The sequence below is a fragment of the Comamonas sp. MYb21 genome, from assembly GCF_037479395.1.
In the GTDB taxonomy this organism is placed as follows: domain Bacteria; phylum Pseudomonadota; class Gammaproteobacteria; order Burkholderiales; family Burkholderiaceae_C; genus Comamonas.
Map to the genome: position 1 here is coordinate 283989 of NZ_JBBGZC010000006.1, position 16201 is coordinate 300189.

Below are 16201 nucleotides of genomic sequence, written 5' to 3' on the forward strand. Positions count from 1 at the left end.
AATTCAGCGGGCGGCGAAGCCGTTCGCTGCAATGTTCGGTTAAGCATCGCGATTGCAAGATAAATCTTCTATTCCCGTCATATCGCGTACCCGAGAGACTTCGCCAAAGCACTGTAATTCGAGTCGCTGTAATTGATGCCAAAAGTCTTATCGCTAGCTGGAGTCTTCTTGGCCTGAGGAGTGGTCCCAAACTTGTTCTTAATGACTCCCGCATCCTGCTTCTCCGACACAGAAATGTAGAAACCGCCGGTGACCTTCATCGCCGACCAATCTCCCGTCAGGTTAGCGTTAGCCCATTCAACAAAGAGGCCATATGGCGTGGGCAGTTTCTTCTTGTTATTGTCAAACTGCATTCCATCCGGAAGACTTGCAGAGACTGAAGACATGAACGTTGCTCGAACCGTGTGGGCTGCAACATAATCATTCCAATTCTTTTTAGCCATTTCGTGTGTTCCGAGAAAAACTAGACGTCCAAAGTAATGTAGACCGCACCAAGCCGCAAGCCATATCAGGTGCTTGCGGTCTAAATTGGCACGAAAAGAACGTGGTAAGCGGCTTCTAGCCAAGCTCTTCGCAAGCATACTGCATGAAAATACAGTCCCAAAGTTAGCCATGAACCCCGCCGCCCCTCCTATGTTGCGCTCCACACGGTTGCTGGATCAGGTCCGTCAACTAATTCGGTACAGACACTATAGCCTGCCCACCGAACAGGCCTAATGTGCAGTGGGTGCGTGCGTTTGTGAAATGGCACGGTTTGCAGGATCCGCGAGACATGGGGAAGCAGGACATCGAAGGTTATTTGCAAGCCCGTGTCAGTGCACACCTTGCGCCACAGCTTCTCCACGCATTTGTTGCAGTCGGGCGTCGACATCCTCACGGTGCAGCAGCTGCTGGGCATTCGAACGTGAGCACGACGATGATCTATACCCATGTCCTGAAGGTCGCTGCCGCAACCTCCAGCCCGTTGGATGCGTTGGCCTTGCAGCTGGCTGAATGACGGCTTTGGAGCTTATAGCTCGATTGCGGCTCTGAGTCGCAAGCCGCCATCGAATCGAGCTCGGCCAGCTAGCAGGTGCGCAGGATCTTTGCAACACAGCACTCGTGCGATCGCAAAGTGCAAAACTCAGTGATCCGTGAACCTGAAAATTCAAAACTAAGTGAAACACGAATTTAAAAGTTGATGATCCATCTTCGTGCAAGCGCTTGTTTTAGCGTGATGCGGAGTTAGAAACTCAGTGCGAATGGACATCCGAGGCAAGGATTCTCCGTGCGGATGGGGTGTAAACCTCGACTGATCCGGATGCGCAAGCCCCATGCACCGGTCCTAACATGTCATACCAACCAGCTTGGATCAACGATCGGTTTCGTGTTCCACCTGCCGTGCAAAGTCCTGCACCGAGCCCTCGTAGGGCTGGTTGTTGGCATCGAGCAGGGTCTGGCGAATGGCAGGCGAGCGAAGGGCTTGCTCGATCAATGCATGCAGATGCAGCACCACCTGGGAGGGGGTATCCGGTGGGGCGAAGAGCCCGAACAGGGAATCCAGATTTGCGGATGGGTAACCCAGCTCAGCGAGGGTCGGCACCTCGGGGAGCACCGGCAGGCGGCGCGGTGCGCCAACCGCCAAGGCCTTGAAGCGCCCGTCACGCAAGGCGCTGAGCTGGTTTGGTGCGACGTTGGTCGACAGCAGCTCGAAGTGGCCACCGAGCGCATCGGTCAATTGCTGCCCGCCGCCCTTGTACGGAATATGGCTGATGCGCACGCCCGCAAGCTGACTCACGCGTTGCAAGACGGTGTGTCCGGTCGTGCCTTCACCCGTCGTCGCCCAGCGCAGCATGCCCGGGTGCTTGCGCGCCGCTTCGACCATGTCGGCGAACGTGGAGGGTGCGAGCGCGGAGGTGCCCACCAGGAGCAGCGGCGTGCGCATGACACCCGCCACGGGCTGCACCGGCAATGGCGCTGCACCCGCTGGAGTTCGGGTACGCCGCGCGGCCGCGTGGCGCAGCAGGCCCACGGCAGCGGCGGCGGTAAAGACCAGCGTCTGGCCATCGGGCGGACTGCGTTGCAAGAGTTCCAGCGCCAAGGTTCCACTCGCGCCGGGCCGGTTCTCGACGATCACCGGCGCCTGGCGCTGACCGACCATCTCCTTGGCCAAGGCCCGTGCCACCAGGTCGCTGACACCGCCGGGGGGATAGGCCACCAAAATCTTCAGCGCAGCGCCTGGCCTTTTCTGGGCGGCCAGTCCCTCAGTGGCCACGAGCGACGCGCCCATCAAGCCGCTCAGCAGCATGGCTCTGCGCGACCATCGTGGGGCGTTTGCCGGGCTTAGCTTGGGCGATCTGGACATCGATTCACCGGCTTTTGGCGCCATGGCGTTTGGCCAGCTTCTTGGCCAAGGCGATCACCGTGCCCAGCGGGCCATCGCAGTCATGCGCGCGGTACACCAAGGTCAACGGCGCCCAAAGATCGAGGGACGGATCGAGCGAGCGGTACACCACGGCATGGCGATGTGATCCCTTGATCGATGCAGGAACAATGGACAAGCCCACGCCTGCAGCCACCAGGTTCACATTGGTCATCATGCGCTCGACTTCGGCGGCCACCTCCACATGGACATGGCGTTGTGCACACAGCGCCAGCAGATTGGCATACAGGCCCGGCGCACCAGGCCTGCGCACCAGCACCAGTTTTTCGCCATCGAGCTCCTCCAGCATGACGGGCTGGGCGCTGTTGTGCGCCAACCGGTGGTCCACCGGAATGGCCAGCAGCGCTTCTTCCCGCAGCAGGGGCTCAAACGCCAATCCCTCCGGGTGTGCCACCGGCACGCGCAAAAAGCCGCAATGCAGACGTTGGGCCGCGACCGCTTCGGTGATTTCAGCGGCGTTGTTTTCGCTGACGCTCAGCAGGATGTCGGGGTGTGACTTGCGGCAGGTGCGCAGCACTTCCGGGGTGAAGGCATGCGCCGCCGCCGAGCTGGTGAAGCCAATGCGCAGATGGCCCCGCTCACCGCGCGCATACGCCTCGATGCGCTGCTGCATGGCAGCAAAGTCGCCCAGCAGCCGCTCGGCTTCTGCGCGCAGCTCATGGCCCAGATCGGTGAGATCCACGCCTTTGGGATGGCGACGAAACAGCGCGCTGCCCAGCTCGTTTTCCAGCGCCAGAATCTGCTGCGACAACGGCGGCTGCTGGATGCCCAGGCGCTCTGCGGCACGCGTGATATGGCCGCATTCGGCCACCGCAAGAAAATACCGGAGATGACGCAGTTCCATATATTTAAAAAGTATGCAGTTGATATCTTAGAAATCTTTGAAATATTTCGCAAGCCGACCAAGAATAGGGAGGCCCTCGCCAACCAAGCGCTGGTCCGCCAGCCTTGCGGGGAGCCGCACCCATAAAAAACGCTTGATAGGAGACAAACCATGAAATCACCTCTTCCCAAACTCGGCCTGCCCCTGCTGGCGCTGCTCGCGCTCAGCGGCTGCGGTGACGGCTCCCTGGTGCTGCAAGGGCCGTCCACCTCCAACGAGGCAGCGCCCGTGACGGCCACTTGCCCTGCCGATGTGCCCAGCGACGCGAAATGCCTGTCCGGCCGCGACTCCAAGGGCGCGTTCTACATGATTGCCGTGCCGGCAAAGTGGAATGGCATCCTGGTGATGCATGCGCATGGAGGCCCCGATCTCGCCGCCCCCGATCTGGACCGCTCCATGGAAGACCTGACCCGCTGGTCCATCATGGTGAAGTCAGGCTACGCATGGGCGGGCTCCTCCTACCGCCAGGGCGGGGTGGAAGTGCGCGCTGCCGCTGAAGACACGGAGCGTCTGCGCGGCATCTTCCGCAAGCATGTGGCGGTCCCCAGCAAGACCATCTTGCATGGCCAGTCCTGGGGCGCTGGCGTGGCAGCCAAGGGCGCGGAGATGTTCACGCTAGATACCGTCGGCGAGCGCCCCTACGATGGCGTTTTGCTGACCAGTGGCGTGCTGGGCGGGGGCACCCGTTCCTACGATTTCCGGCTCGATCTGCGTGTGGTCTACCAGTACCTGTGTGGCAACCACCCACGCCCCAACGAGCAGCCTTACGCGCTCAACCTCGGCCTGCCCGCCAATGTCACGATGAAGCAGGCAGATGTGGCGCTGCGCGTCAACGAATGCCTGGCGCTCAACAAGCCCGCTGCCGAGCGCACACCCGAGCAGAAGGCCAAAATCCAGACCATCGTCGATGTGATCAAGATTCCCGAGAGCGCCATCCAGTCGCACATGAACTGGGCGACCATGCACTTCCAGGATATCTCTGCCAAGCGCACCGGCGGCGAGAGCCCGTTCGGCAATGAAGGCGCGGTCTACACCGGCTCTACCGACGATGCGGCCCTGAACGCCGGCGTGCTGCGCTACAAAGCCAACCCTGCCGCCTACCAGAAGTTCGCCACCGACACCGACCCGGTCGGCAAGATTCCTGTGCCGGTGCTGTCCACCAAATGGATCAGCGACCCGACCGCGTTTGTGGAGCTCGACTCTCGTTTCCGCGAGGTGATGCAAGAAGGCGGCAGTGCTGCTCGTCTGGTGCAGACCTTCACGACAAACGGCACCCACAGCTTTATCAGCGATCCCACCTATCCCGCGCTGATGGACGCGCTGCTGCAGTGGGTGAACACCGGCACCAAGCCCACGCCTTCCGGCATCGCCAGTGCCTGCCTGGCCCTGGAAGCGACCTACGGCAAGGGCTGTAGCTTTGATACGAGCTACACCTCACCTGCACTGTCCACACGCGTCGCTGCACGCCAACGTCCGCAGTGATCGCTGCTGGCGCTTTCCCGGTGCTTGGGTTCCGTGCGTACTTGGCCCACCGGGATATCGCTAGGAACCACAGCAAGCGACTAATGTTTTTTTGCACTGGCCAACGCTGAGGCCGGTGCAAAGGCCGCGGATGGGGACGCTGGCATGGATGCGGCTGCACGTGCTTTTGGAGGGTTTGGCAAACGACGCGACAGGAACGCCAGTTCTACCAACAATGAGCGCGGACAAGGCGCTCATGCGGTCAGTCGCTGGGTGTGCCGGATGGGCGCTGCTTGAGCATTCGGTTGATCCGGATGCTCAGCCCCCACGCCATCGCTGCGAATATGGCACTGCCCGTGATAGAGCCCATAGAGCGGCCGGAAAAGGAGGGGCTGAAAAGCGACCGCTGAACGGTGCTGGCGAGCGTGCGATCTGCAGGAGCGACCCAGGACATGCCCGCTGTGGATTGGTGGACTGAACAGAAGACATACAGCATGGCGCAGCAAACCAAGCCACCCAACGCGCAGCGCTGTGCGACTTTGGCGAGGTGAACAGACTTCCATCCGTAGGCGATCAGCGGTAGCACCCACAGGGCAATGTCCGGCTGCACATAGCGTTTGAGGCTATCCAACCCTGGCTGGTAGGCATCCGAAAGTGATGCGGTGGCAGCATGGAAGTACACACCCGCGGCGTAGGCCAGCATGAAAGAGAAGGTGGCCATGACTTCCCAATGCGGCCATGGCGATAGAGGGGGGTTGTCGGGGTGCATGCGCGGATTATCAAAGCGCGCATGCAGATGAGGATGAAGTCAGTGTGAACTCGAAACACGGCTCACCGGCCCGTGTTTCTGCGTCCGTCCTCAGCCTTGCGCCGCCCGCACACACACCAGCGCATCCACCTGGTCCAGCAGCATCTGCAGATGGCGCTCGCGCAAGCTGTCGCCCAGCAGGTCCACCTGCAGCAGGCTGCGCCAGGTGGCGGCGTGGTCGATGCGAAAGCCGCTCAGCGCAGAGATCAGGTAGTGCACATCGGTGGCAGTGACCTCGGGCTTGAACAGGCCCTGGGCCACGCCGCGCTCCAGGATGCGCTCCAGGGGGGTCAGGGCCGCCCGGCGCAATGAGTCGGTATTGGAGATCTGGCCCAGCATTTCGCCGCCCTGGAAGTTCTCCTGCAGCACCAGGCGCGTGAAGGCCTGGTTGTTGGCGTGGTAGTCAAAGCTTTTTTGCGCCAACGCATGCAGCGCTTCCAGCGGCGCCAGTGCGTCGAGGTTCAGGCTTTCTTCGGAGGCGCGGATATCGGTGTAGCTTTGCTCGATGACGGCCAGGTACACGTCCTTCTTGTTGCCGAAGTAGTAGTACAGCATGCGCTTGGCGCAGCCGGCCTTGGCGGCAATGCGTTCGAGCCGGGCGCCGTCATAGCCATAGTTGGCAAACTCGGTCTTGCCAGCATCGAGCAGCGCCTGGCGCATGCCTGCCGATGCGCCGGGCTCATCGGCCTGGGGGGGTTGAGAGGTTGGCTCTTGCTGGCCTTGCTGCTTGCTCACTGCCGGATCTCCGTGGACACAAGCGGGCAAGCGTACCATGGGCGCCCTTCGCGGAGCGTCGGCGATAAAAAAGCCATGGCTTGCAGTGCAGGCCATGGCGGGTTGTGGGTCAAGGGGCTGGGTCCGACCCCATGCAGGTGCTTACTGGGCCTTGTCAGGCAGCGCGTAGGCGATCACATAGTCGCCACGGTCGGGCGACTGGCGCGCGCCGCCAGCGGAGATCAGCACATACTGCTTGCCGGTCTTGGGCGATTGGTAGGTCATCGGGCCGCCCTGGCTGCCCACGGGCAGGCGGCTTTTCCAGATCTCCTGGCCGTTGGCGGTGTTCCAGGCGCGCAGGTAGTAGTCCTGCGTGCCGGCAAAGAACACCAGGCCGCCCTGGGTGGACAGGCTGCCGCCCAGGGTGGGCAGGCCCACTGGCATCGGCATGCGCATCTTGATGCCCATCGGGCCGGTGTCCTGCACGGTGCCCACGGGCACCTGCCAGACCACTTGCTGGGTCTTCATGTCGATGGCTGAGAGCGTGCCAAAAGGGGGCTTTTGGCAAGGGATGCCCAGCGGCGACATGAAGCGGTCCTTGATGACGGCATAAGGCGTGCCGCCCAGCGGCACTTGGCCCATGCCGGTGTTGGGTTGCTCGCCACCATCGGACAGCGCGGCCTTGGGCTTTTGCGGCATCATCTGCACCCACAGGCCCAGGCGCATGTCGTTGACAAAGATCAGGTGGTTGTTCGGGTCGGCCGAGATACCGCCCCAGTTCATGCCGCCCAGCGAGCCGGGGAAGCTCAGCGACACATCGGTGTCAGGCGCGGTGAACAGGCCTTCATAGCGCATCGACTTGAACTTGATGCGGCAGACCAGCTGGTCCAGCGGCGTCGCGCCCCACATGTCGGCTTCGGTCAGGGTCTGGGTGCCAATCTGCGGCAGGCCGACGGAGACGCGCTGGGTGGGGGCGTATTTCTCGCCGGCAATGCCTGCGGGCTTGACGGGCACATCGTCCACCTGGGTCAGCGGCTGGCCGCTTTGGCGGTCCAGCACAAAGATCTGGCCGGCCTTGGTGCCTACCACCAGTGCGGGCGTGCTGCTGCCATCCTTTTGGGGGAAGTCGATCAAGGTCGGGGCCATCGGAATATCAAAATCCCAGAGGTCGTTGTGCACGGTCTGGTAGACCCATTTCTCATGGCCGGTGGAGGCATCGAGTGCGAGGATCGAGGCGCCGTACTTCAGATCGGCGGCCGAGCGGGGCACGCCATACAGATCGACCGAGGGCGAGCCCATCGGCAGGTAGACGGTGTTAGAGCTGGGGTCGTAGGTGGTACCGGCCCACACATTGGCGGACGAGCGCGTGTAGGTGGCGCCAGGGGCCAGCACCTCGTTGGGCGTGTTGGAGCCCGCATCAAAGGCCCAGCGCAGCGCGCCGGTCATCACGTCAAAGCCACGGATCACGCCGCCGGGCATATCGACCTGCACGTTGTCGGCCACACGGCCGCCGACGACGATGGTGGTGCCGGCCACGGTGGGGGCCGATGTCAGGGTGTAGTAGGCCGGGTTGGCAATGGCGCCCAGGCCCTGCTTCAGATCGACAATGCCCTGGTTGCCAAAGCCGGCGCAGAGCTGGCCATTGTCGGCATTGATCGCAAACAGGCGCGCGTCGATGGTGTTCATCACAATGCGGCGCTGGCACTGGTCGCCTGCGGGCAGCGCAACGGGCTGCACGGGCGACGAACCCGCCACCTGCGGCACCGGCAGCGGCGCATTGGCATCAAAGTAGGCCAGGCCCCGGCAGCGTTCCCAGACACCGCCCACATGCGAGTTGGTGTCGTGGCGCCACAGCTGCTTGCCGGTGTCGGCATCGAGCGCAATCACGTTGTTGCTGGGCGTGCAGACAAAGACCTTGTCACCCACTTGCAGCGGCGTGGTCTGGTCCTCGGCTCCGGCGCCGGTGGATTGGGGCACATCGCCGGTGTGGAAGGTCCAGGCCACCTGCAGCTGGTTGACGTTGTCCACATTGATCTGGTCCAGCGCCGCAAAGCGGTCGTTGTTCGTGCCGTTGCCGTAATGGCTCCAGTCCTTTTGCGCGCTGGCGGCATCCACCGGCTTGCGGCTGATGGCCGCCTGGTTCTGCACCTCAGGATGGATCTGGAACATGGAGGCAAAGCTCACCAGGCCCACGAGCAGCAGCACGCCCGCCAGTGCCAACGGGCCTTTGCTGCTGCGCGCGCGGGGGCTGCCCGCTTGCAGCAGCGGCAGGCAGGCGCTGACCACCGCTGCGCCAAAGGTCATCGCCAGCAGGCGCGAGACCAGGCTCCAGTAGTCCAGGCCCACTTCGGCCAAGGCCCAGAGCACCGTGGCGGCAAAGGTCGCCAGGTACAGCCAGCCGCCCGAGCGGCGGCCGCGCAGCACCTGCACGCCCGACAGCAGCAGGCCCAGGCCTGCCAGCAAAAAGTACCAGCTGCCGCCCAGGCTGATGAGCTTGCCGCCGCCGACCAGAAAGGCCAGGCCGGCGATAGCCAGCACTGCGCCCAGCACGCCGAGCAGCAGGCGCACGGCCAGTGACGGTACACGCGCTTGTTGTGTCATATCGATCCTCGAATCTGTCTTGGGCCTGGCAGGCGCAGCAGCCCTCTGCACCAGGCCCGGGAGGGGCGTTGTGCAGAGGGCCCGAAGCAGTCGCTGCTACAGACCTTGTCTTGTGTGAGAAAAAATGTCCATTGTGGTGAGAAATAAAGTCCATCGCTGGCTGATGTGTACCGGATATTTCAAGAATTTCTGAAACAAATAGCCGCCAAGCAGCCATGGGCTGGCGCAAATGCCGCTGGGGCGCGCGCTGAAGCGACGTGGATTCAGGCGCTGAAATGCTGCTTCATCAGCGGCTTGAGGATGCCGTGCACGGCCTTGACCAAGCGGTTGTGCGGCCGCGCGGCCGGTGTGGCCAGCACGATGCGGTTGCGGATCACCGGATGGCTGACCTGGGCGGTGAACACCGGCGCACTGCCCGGCCAGGTCTTCACAGCGCTGGCGGGCACGACCGAGCAGCCCACATTGCGGGCGACCAGGGACAGCACCATCTTGATCGAATCAACCTCGGCGACGATGCGCAGCGGCAGCTGCTGGTCTTCGACCGCGTCGTCAAAAATCATGCGCAGTGCCTGCGGGCGGCTGGGCAGCACCAGCGGGTAGTCCACCAGCTGGGCGACCTTGACCCGCTCGGGCAAGGGGCGGGTGCTGATCAGCACCAGGGGCTCGCGCGTCAGCGGCTCGGTCAAGAGCTGCGGGGTGGGGCTGGGGTCAAACAACACGGCCACATCGAGCCGGTCGGCCAGCAGCCATTCGCGCAGGCGAATGCTCAGGCTCTCTTCGACAATGATCGAGGCATCGGGGCAGGCCTGCAAAAACTGCTGCACCACATCGGGGGTGACCAGGCTGGCTACCAAAGGCGGCAGGCCCAGGCGCACCTTGCCGCGCGGGCTTTGCAGACGCGCGGCCATGTCGGCCTTGGCGGCATCGACGGCCGCGCTGATGTTGCGCCCATGGGCCAGCATGGCCTTGCCCGATTCAGTCAGCCGCACGCCCCGGCCATGGCGCTCGAGCAGCGGCTGGCCCAGCTCAGCCTCCAGCAGCTGCACCTGGCGGCTCAGGGTCGGCTGGCTCAGGTTCAGCGCCGCAGCGGCCTTGCTGTAGCTCTGTGCCTGGGCGACCGCCATGAAGTACTGCAAGCGCACAAAATCCATGCATCACCTCTATATCTGATATTTGGATTTTATAGGTGATCAAAAAACTGGCAGTTCCACAATGCGCTCAAGACGACTCTTTGATGGCCTTGCATGAACGCCCCGACCCCCGACCTCCAGCAGCCCGTACAGACCTATATGCTGGCGCCCTCTAAGCCCAGCCTGGTGCTGCCCGCTGGCAGCTGCGACAGCCATGTGCATGTGTTCGGCCCGGTGGATGCTTTTCCGTATGCCGAGCCGCGCAGCTTCACCCCCGCCGATGCGGGCAAGGAGACCTTGTTCGCGCTGCACCGCCATCTGGGCATCAGCCGCTGCGTGATCGTGCAATCGGCCTGCCATGGCTATGACAACCGCGTGGTTGAGGATGCGATTGCGCATGGCGGCGGCCGCTACCTGGGTGTGGCGCTGGTGCCGCTGTCGGTCGAACGCACCGAGCTGCAGCGCCTGGCCGCAGCAGGCTTTCGGGCGATCCGTTTCAACTTCATGAAGCACCTGAACACCGGCGCATCGGTCGAGGACGTGGTGGCCTTGACGCCGATGCTGGCCGAGCTGGGCATGCACCTGCAGATCCATTTTGAGAGCGCGCTGATCCACAGCCTGGGCCCCGTGCTGCAGCAATCGGCCTGCCCGGTGGTGATTGACCATATGGGCCGTGTTGACGCGACGCTGGGCCGGGAAGGCGCCGATTTCCAGGCACTGCTGCGGCTACTGGAGCAGCCACTGTTTTACGTGAAGGTCAGCGGTATCGACCGCATCGATGCAACGCCGCCCTACCAGCACGGCATTGCGCGTGCGCAGGAGCTGGTGGCCCATGCGCCCGAGCGCGTGCTCTGGGGCAGTGACTGGCCGCACCCCAACCACACGCATGTGCCCGATGACGGCGTGCTGGTCGATGCGCTCGCGCAGTTCAGCCCCAACCCGGCGCATCTGCAGGCCCTGCTGGTGGACAACCCCCAGCGCCTCTACCGCTTCCCAGCCTGAAACGTGCACAAGGAAAAAAGCATGGCGATTTTTGATGCCCACACCCCCGTCAACCCGCAAGGCCGGCTGGCCGGCAAGGTGGTCTACATCACCGGTGCCGGGGCCGCAGGCGCAGGCTGGGGCAACGGCCGGGCGACGGCGATCCGCTTTGCGCAGGAAGGCGCACTGGTGTTTGGCGTGGACCGCAATGCCCAGGCGCTGTGCGAGACCGAGGGCAGCATCCGCAGTGCGGGCGGCCAGTTTGTCGCCGGCCACTGCGATGTGATGGACCCGGCGTCGATAGCGGCATCGGTGCAGGCCTGCCAGGCGGCGCTGGGGCGCATCGATGTGCTGGTCAACAACGTGGGCGGCTCGGCCAAGGGTGGGCCGGTCGAGATGGACGAAGCGGTCTGGGATGCCCAGCTGGACTACAACCTCAAAAGCGTGTTTCTGTGCTGCAAGGCGGTGCTGCCGCTGATGCAGGCGCAGGGCGCGGGCAGCATCGTCAATATCTCATCGACTTCGGGCATGCGCTGGACCGGCGCGGCGCAGATTGCCTATGCATCGAGCAAGGCTGCGGTGATCCAGTTTTCCAAGGTGCTGGCCGTGCAGTACGCGCCGCACCGCATCCGCGTGAACACCGTGGTGCCGGGCCAGTTGCACACGCCGATGGTTGAGACCCGCTTGGCCGGCCAGCGCGCAGGTGGCGATGTCGAGGCGCTGCTGGCCCAGCGCCAGGCGCGTATTCCGCTGCCCTTCATGGGCGATGGGCGCGACACCGCCAATGCGGCGCTGTTCCTGGCCTGTGACGAATCGCGCTTTGTGACGGGCACCGAGATTGTGGTGGACGGCGGTATGACCGTGCGCTGCGGATAAAGCAAGATTATTGAAGGAGACAACGATGAGATTCCAAGCCTTTCCCGCAGCCCGCCAGTGGCTGCACGCTGCCTTGCTCGGCACCGCCCTGGGCTGCGCCAGCAGCGCCATGGCGCAAAGCGAGATGACGCGCCTTTTGGTGGCTTTTCCGCCCGGCGGCCCGGTGGACTTCATTGCGCGCACGATGTCGCAGCAGCTGGCCAAGGAATTGGGCCACCCGGTGATTGTGGAAAACAAGCCCGGCGCCAACGGCGCGATTGCCGCCGACAGCGTGATCCGCTCGGCCCCCGATGGCAAGACCCTGTGGCTGACCAGCGTGGGCGCGGTAGCGATCAACCCCGCGCTCTACCCCAAGCTGAACTACAAGCCTGCCAGCGATCTGGTGCCCGTCTCGCTGGTGGTCAACAACGTGGAGATCATGGTGGTCAACGCGCAGACCAGCTTCAAGGACGGCAAGGACTTTGTGCAGGCCGCCAGCCAGCGCAAGGACAAGCCGATGACCATGGCCTCCTCGGGCACCGGCAGCGTGCCGCATCTGGCAGCCATCCAGCTCAATGAATCGGCAGGCCTGAACCTGATGCATGTGCCCTACAAGGGCGCGGCCCCCGCCATCACCGACCTGATGGCCGGCCATGTCGATGGATTCTTTGGCGATATTCCCGGCCTGGTGGGCGCCATTGACAGCGGCAAGTTCCGGCCCGTGGGCATTGCCGCTGCCAAGCGTAGCGCCCGCTACCCGAACGTGCCCACCTTTGACGAGCTGGGCTACAAGGGCGTGGATTCGAACAACTGGTATGCGGTGTTTGCACCCAAGGGCACCAGCCCCCAGGTAGCGGCCAGTCTGAGCCGCGCCATCCATGCGGCCTTGCATGCACCCGATGTGCAGCGCAAGATCGAGGCCTCGGGCGCCGAGGTGGTGGGCTCCAGCCCCGAAGCGCTGGCCCAGCAGCTGGCGACCGATACCGAGAAGTGGACCGCCATCATCCGCCGCAACCGTATCACCCCCGATTGAGATTGAAAGACTGCCATGCGCATTGAAGCGATTGAGCCAGGCAGCCGCAGTGCGCTGGCGGAGCTGGAGCAACAGATACGCGCCGAGCGCGGCCGCATCTCGCCGCTTTACCAGGTGCTGCTGCACAGCCCCGCCATTGCCAAAGGCTGGGAGCAGATGCTCTCTGCCGTGCGCAACTACAGCAGCATCGATGCCGGGCTGCGCGAGCTGATCATCCTGCGGGTGGCCATGCTCAACCAGGCGGCCTATGAGTTCGAGGCCCATGTGCCGCATGCGCTCAAGGCCGGCGTGACGCAGGCCGCCATCGATGCGACGCGCGACACCGGCACCACCGCCAGCCCGGCCTGGGATGGCCTGCAGCAGCTGGCCATTGCAGTGACTGATGCGCTGACCCGCGATCTGCAGGTGCCCGAGCCCCTGTTTGCACAAGTGGCCGCGCGCTTCAATGCGCAAGAGCAGGTGGAGCTGTTTGCCACCATCGGCGCCTACAACATGGTGTCGCGCTTTTTGAACGCTTTTGAGATTGGCCACTGATGCCCGCACCCGCACCTGCTACCGCTATCGACAGCCTGCTGCTGCGCTGCACGCCGGCAGCCCATGAAACCGCCAGCGCGCTGGCGCAGACCGCGTTGGCGCTGCTGCGCAGGGATTTTGCTGATCTGCGGCTAGTACGCGTGGCCCAGCAGCCCCAAGGCATCGCCTATCTGTACTTCGCACTCGGCAGCCCGCAGCCGCTGAGCGCCGATCAAACGCGGCAGGCCGAGCGCCGCTTGCAGAGCGCAGGCAGCGCCGGCCTGGCCGCTTGCGAGCTCTCGCGCCTGCAGCTGGTGATGCACTGTATCGGTCCGGCCAATGGTGAAGCCACGCCGGTGCACTACGCCGTCGAGATGGACCCCGAGGCCGATTGGCAGGACGAGTTGTTTGCCTGGTATGACCAGGAGCATCTGCCTGGCTTGGCCAGCGTGGCCGGCACCGCCCAGGCCTTTCGCTACCTGAACCTGGACCATGGGCCGCTGTCGCTGGCCTGCTATGACCTGGTCGATGCCGAGGTGATGGGCTGCCCGGCCTGGCTGGCGGTGCGGGGTACCCCATGGAGCGCGCGCGTGCGGCCGCATTTCACCAACACCCGGCGCACGATGTTTGATGCGCAACCGCTGGTGGAGGCGATAAGCTAGGAGCTGGCCACCGGCGAGCACAGTTCCACCAGGCTGCCATCCGGGCAGCGCACATAAGCCACCACCTGGCCCCAGGGCTTGGTGGTCGGTGCTGCCAAGGCGGTTGCACCGGCGGCCAGTGCACGCTCGTAGGCCGCAGCGACATCGCTGCTGACCAGCGCAATCTCCACACCCAGCGGCTGAGCCGATGCAGAGGCCGCCACATGGCCGCCACATGGCCGCCGCTGAAGTTGGCATGGCCCAGCGCATGGTCGGCAAAGGCCAAGGTGGTGGCACCGGTCTCCAGCTCGCCGTAGCTGCCCGAGGGGTGCAGAAAACGGGTGGCCAGGCCAAAGGCCTGCGAGAAAAAGGCCAGCGATGCGGCAACATCGGGCACATAGACGATGGTGTAGCCGAACTGCAGTGCTTGCATGGTGGGCGCCTTTTTTTTAGAACATATTCCTGGACCCGCACCAGCGGGCCATGCAGCGCTTGCCGAGCGCCCGAGACCGTGTTCAGACCACGGCAGGGAGTGGGGCTGAGGGACTTTAGCGGCTGCTGCAGGCCTTGCAGGTTTGCAGGGCCAGGCGGTGCAGCGCCTGCCAGCCGTTGGCCGGCCACTCGGGCACCTTCAGGCCCTTGACGATGCCATCGACCGCATGGGCCGAGTGCAGCAGGCGGGCGACGGTGGCATCGCTGATGCGGGGCAGCACGCGCTCGAAATGGCGCTCCTTGTTGCCCCAGACGCGGTTCTCGCGCAGGGCCATGGGCATGGGCCGGCCGTTGCGCAGCGCGTCCTTCACCCGCTTCATCGCGCGGATGTCTTCGGCCAGCGCCCAGTGCACCAGCACCTCGGCCTCGCCCTCGGCCTGCAGGCCGTTGAGCATGCGCTCGGTGCGCAGCACCTGGCCGGAGAGCACGGCATCCGAGAGCTTGAACACGTCGTAGCGGGCGACATTCAGCACTGCCTGCTCGACCTGCTCAAAGCCCAGCTCGCCTGCCGGGTAGAGCAGGCCGAGCTTTTGAATTTCCTGGTGGGCGGCGAGCAGGTTGCCCTCGACCCGGTCGGCAAAAAAGGCCAGGGTGCGCTGGCCTTCCTCACCGGCTTTGACATGCTGCTTTTGCTGCTGCAGGCGCTGGGCGATCCAGGCGGGCAGCGCGGCGCGCTCGATGCTGTCGACCTGCAGGGTGACGCCATGCGACTCCAGCGCGGCAAACCAGGCGCCGGTCTTGGTGGCCTTGTCCAGGCGCGGCAGCACCACGATGGTCAAGGTGCTGTCGTTGTCCACACTGCTGCTGACCAGCTGCTGCAGCGCCGTGCTGCCGTCCTTGCCGGGCTTGCCGCTGGGGATGCGCACTTCGATGATCTGCTTGTCGGCAAAGAGGCTCAGGCTCCCGCCGGCAGCGAGCACCGCACTCCAGTCAAAATGCGCGCCGGCAACGGTAAAGCTGCTGCGTTCGGTATAGCCGTTGGCGCGCGCGCTGGCGCGGATGGCATCGACGGCCTCCTGCACCAGCAGGGGCTCGTCGCCATGCACGGTGTACAGAGACCGCAGCCCCTTGCCCAGCTGGGCACTCAACTGATTCAACGGCACTTGCATGCTTGGTGGCGCTTCCAGCGCTGCGTGGCCGCAGCGCTTGTCATTCGGTAGGGGTGACGGACTTGACGATGGCCAGGCGCCGCACGATCTGCTGAACGATGTCGGTCTGCATGTTGCGGTAGAGCATTTCCTCTTCGTTCGCCTTGGACAGTGCGTAGGTTTCCAGGTAGCTGATCTCGCGGTACTGCATCAGCTCGGAATCGGGCACATAGAGGGCGCCCTTGGCATCACGCACCCGAAAGCGCGTGATCAGGCGGATCTGCAGCTCGCGCACCTCGCCGGCCGCATTGCGCGAGACGACGACGCGCTCGCGGCGCTGGCCCAGGTCATCGTAGATGGCCTCGGCCTGCGTGGCCTGGCTCGGGTCGCGCAGCACCTGCAGGCTGCCGGCAGCCTCCAGGTGGCGTTGCAGCTCTTTGAGGAAGCCCGAATTGGCGTTGCCGTTCAAATACAGCGATTTGAAGGCGAAATCCACCGATCCGCGCAGTTTGAAGCCGCATGCCGCCAGCAGCGGCACGCTTGCCAGGGCAGTAAGCAGCGTGCGTTTTTGCATGGCGC

15 protein-coding genes and 2 pseudogenes are annotated in these 16201 nt (G+C 64.0%); 7 read left to right on the top strand and 10 right to left on the bottom strand.

What is annotated here, in order from left to right; genetic code table 11:
* Window positions 1-77 precede the first annotated feature (77 nt).
* Window positions 78-443 carry a hypothetical protein gene (locus tag WH367_RS11150; RefSeq protein WP_339536078.1) on the bottom strand — a complete coding sequence of 122 codons (366 nt, stop codon included), beginning with the start codon at window positions 441-443 and terminating at the stop codon, window positions 78-80.
* Window positions 444-797: 354 nt separating this feature from the next.
* Between WH367_RS11150 and WH367_RS11155 the strand changes: the two are divergent.
* A pseudogene (locus WH367_RS11155) lies at window positions 798-997 on the top strand (tyrosine-type recombinase/integrase); the annotation flags it as partial.
* Window positions 998-1351: 354 nt separating this feature from the next.
* Here the strand turns inward: WH367_RS11155 and WH367_RS11160 are convergent.
* On the bottom strand, window positions 1352-2254 hold the full coding sequence (locus WH367_RS11160) for a tripartite tricarboxylate transporter substrate binding protein (protein ID WP_339536080.1): 903 nt from the start codon (window positions 2252-2254) through the stop codon (window positions 1352-1354).
* Between the two features lie 94 nt (window positions 2255-2348).
* Window positions 2349-3266 carry a LysR family transcriptional regulator gene (locus tag WH367_RS11165; protein ID WP_339536082.1) on the bottom strand — a complete coding sequence of 306 codons (918 nt, stop codon included), beginning with the start codon at window positions 3264-3266 and terminating at the stop codon, window positions 2349-2351.
* A gap of 150 nt (window positions 3267-3416) precedes the next feature.
* On the opposite strand from WH367_RS11165, the gene WH367_RS11170 reads away from it, so the two are divergent.
* Entirely contained in the window at window positions 3417-4787 is a 1371-nt protein-coding gene (locus tag WH367_RS11170) for a hypothetical protein (protein WP_339536084.1), read from the top strand.
* Window positions 4788-5028: 241 nt separating this feature from the next.
* Here the strand turns inward: WH367_RS11170 and WH367_RS11175 are convergent, their stop codons facing one another.
* The 4 genes from WH367_RS11175 to WH367_RS11190 all read right to left on the bottom strand — a co-directional run bounded on the left by WH367_RS11175 (window position 5029) and on the right by WH367_RS11190 (window position 10040).
* Complete coding sequence (locus WH367_RS11175) at window positions 5029-5487, bottom strand: hypothetical protein (RefSeq protein WP_339536086.1); 459 nt, start codon at window positions 5485-5487, stop codon at window positions 5029-5031.
* A 138-nt stretch (window positions 5488-5625) separates the two neighbouring features.
* Window positions 5626-6309 carry a TetR family transcriptional regulator gene (locus WH367_RS11180; protein WP_339536088.1) on the bottom strand — a complete coding sequence of 228 codons (684 nt, stop codon included), beginning with the start codon at window positions 6307-6309 and terminating at the stop codon, window positions 5626-5628.
* Window positions 6310-6450: 141 nt separating this feature from the next.
* Window positions 6451-8889 (bottom strand): membrane-bound PQQ-dependent dehydrogenase, glucose/quinate/shikimate family, encoded by a 2439-nt coding sequence (locus WH367_RS11185; protein ID WP_339536090.1) that lies wholly within the window; start codon window positions 8887-8889, stop codon window positions 6451-6453.
* Between the two features lie 263 nt (window positions 8890-9152).
* Window positions 9153-10040: a LysR family transcriptional regulator gene (locus WH367_RS11190; RefSeq protein WP_339536092.1), complete on the bottom strand. Its 888-nt coding sequence runs from the start codon at window positions 10038-10040 to the stop codon at window positions 9153-9155.
* 93 nt (window positions 10041-10133) lie between these two features.
* Here WH367_RS11190 and WH367_RS11195 point away from each other — a divergent pair, with 93 nt between their 5' ends.
* The 5 genes from WH367_RS11195 to WH367_RS11215 are packed head-to-tail and all read left to right on the top strand — an operon-like array spanning window position 10134 to window position 14063.
* Window positions 10134-11021: an amidohydrolase family protein gene (locus WH367_RS11195; RefSeq protein WP_339536094.1), complete on the top strand. Its 888-nt coding sequence runs from the start codon at window positions 10134-10136 to the stop codon at window positions 11019-11021.
* A gap of 21 nt (window positions 11022-11042) precedes the next feature.
* On the top strand, window positions 11043-11876 hold the full coding sequence (locus WH367_RS11200) for an SDR family NAD(P)-dependent oxidoreductase (RefSeq protein WP_339536096.1): 834 nt from the start codon (window positions 11043-11045) through the stop codon (window positions 11874-11876).
* 25 nt (window positions 11877-11901) lie between these two features.
* Window positions 11902-12888: a Bug family tripartite tricarboxylate transporter substrate binding protein gene (locus WH367_RS11205; RefSeq protein ID WP_339521069.1), complete on the top strand. Its 987-nt coding sequence runs from the start codon at window positions 11902-11904 to the stop codon at window positions 12886-12888.
* A gap of 15 nt (window positions 12889-12903) precedes the next feature.
* Window positions 12904-13422 carry a carboxymuconolactone decarboxylase family protein gene (locus tag WH367_RS11210; RefSeq protein ID WP_339536098.1) on the top strand — a complete coding sequence of 173 codons (519 nt, stop codon included), beginning with the start codon at window positions 12904-12906 and terminating at the stop codon, window positions 13420-13422.
* On the top strand, window positions 13422-14063 hold the full coding sequence (locus WH367_RS11215) for a hypothetical protein (protein ID WP_339536100.1): 642 nt from the start codon (window positions 13422-13424) through the stop codon (window positions 14061-14063). Before WH367_RS11210 ends, WH367_RS11215 begins: the two co-directional genes overlap by 1 nt.
* On the opposite strand, the pseudogene WH367_RS11220 reads toward WH367_RS11215, so the two are convergent.
* The 3 genes and pseudogenes from WH367_RS11220 to WH367_RS11230 form a co-directional block, all read right to left on the bottom strand.
* Window positions 14060-14466, bottom strand: a pseudogene (locus WH367_RS11220) (VOC family protein). The gene WH367_RS11215 and the pseudogene WH367_RS11220 sit on opposite strands and share 4 nt — an antisense overlap.
* 124 nt (window positions 14467-14590) lie before the next feature.
* On the bottom strand, window positions 14591-15643 hold the full coding sequence (gene holA / locus WH367_RS11225) for a DNA polymerase III subunit delta (protein ID WP_339536102.1): 1053 nt from the start codon (window positions 15641-15643) through the stop codon (window positions 14591-14593).
* A gap of 40 nt (window positions 15644-15683) precedes the next feature.
* Window positions 15684-16196 (bottom strand): LPS-assembly lipoprotein LptE, encoded by a 513-nt coding sequence (locus WH367_RS11230; RefSeq protein WP_312990235.1) that lies wholly within the window; start codon window positions 16194-16196, stop codon window positions 15684-15686.
* Between the last annotated feature and the right edge of the window lie 5 nt (window positions 16197-16201).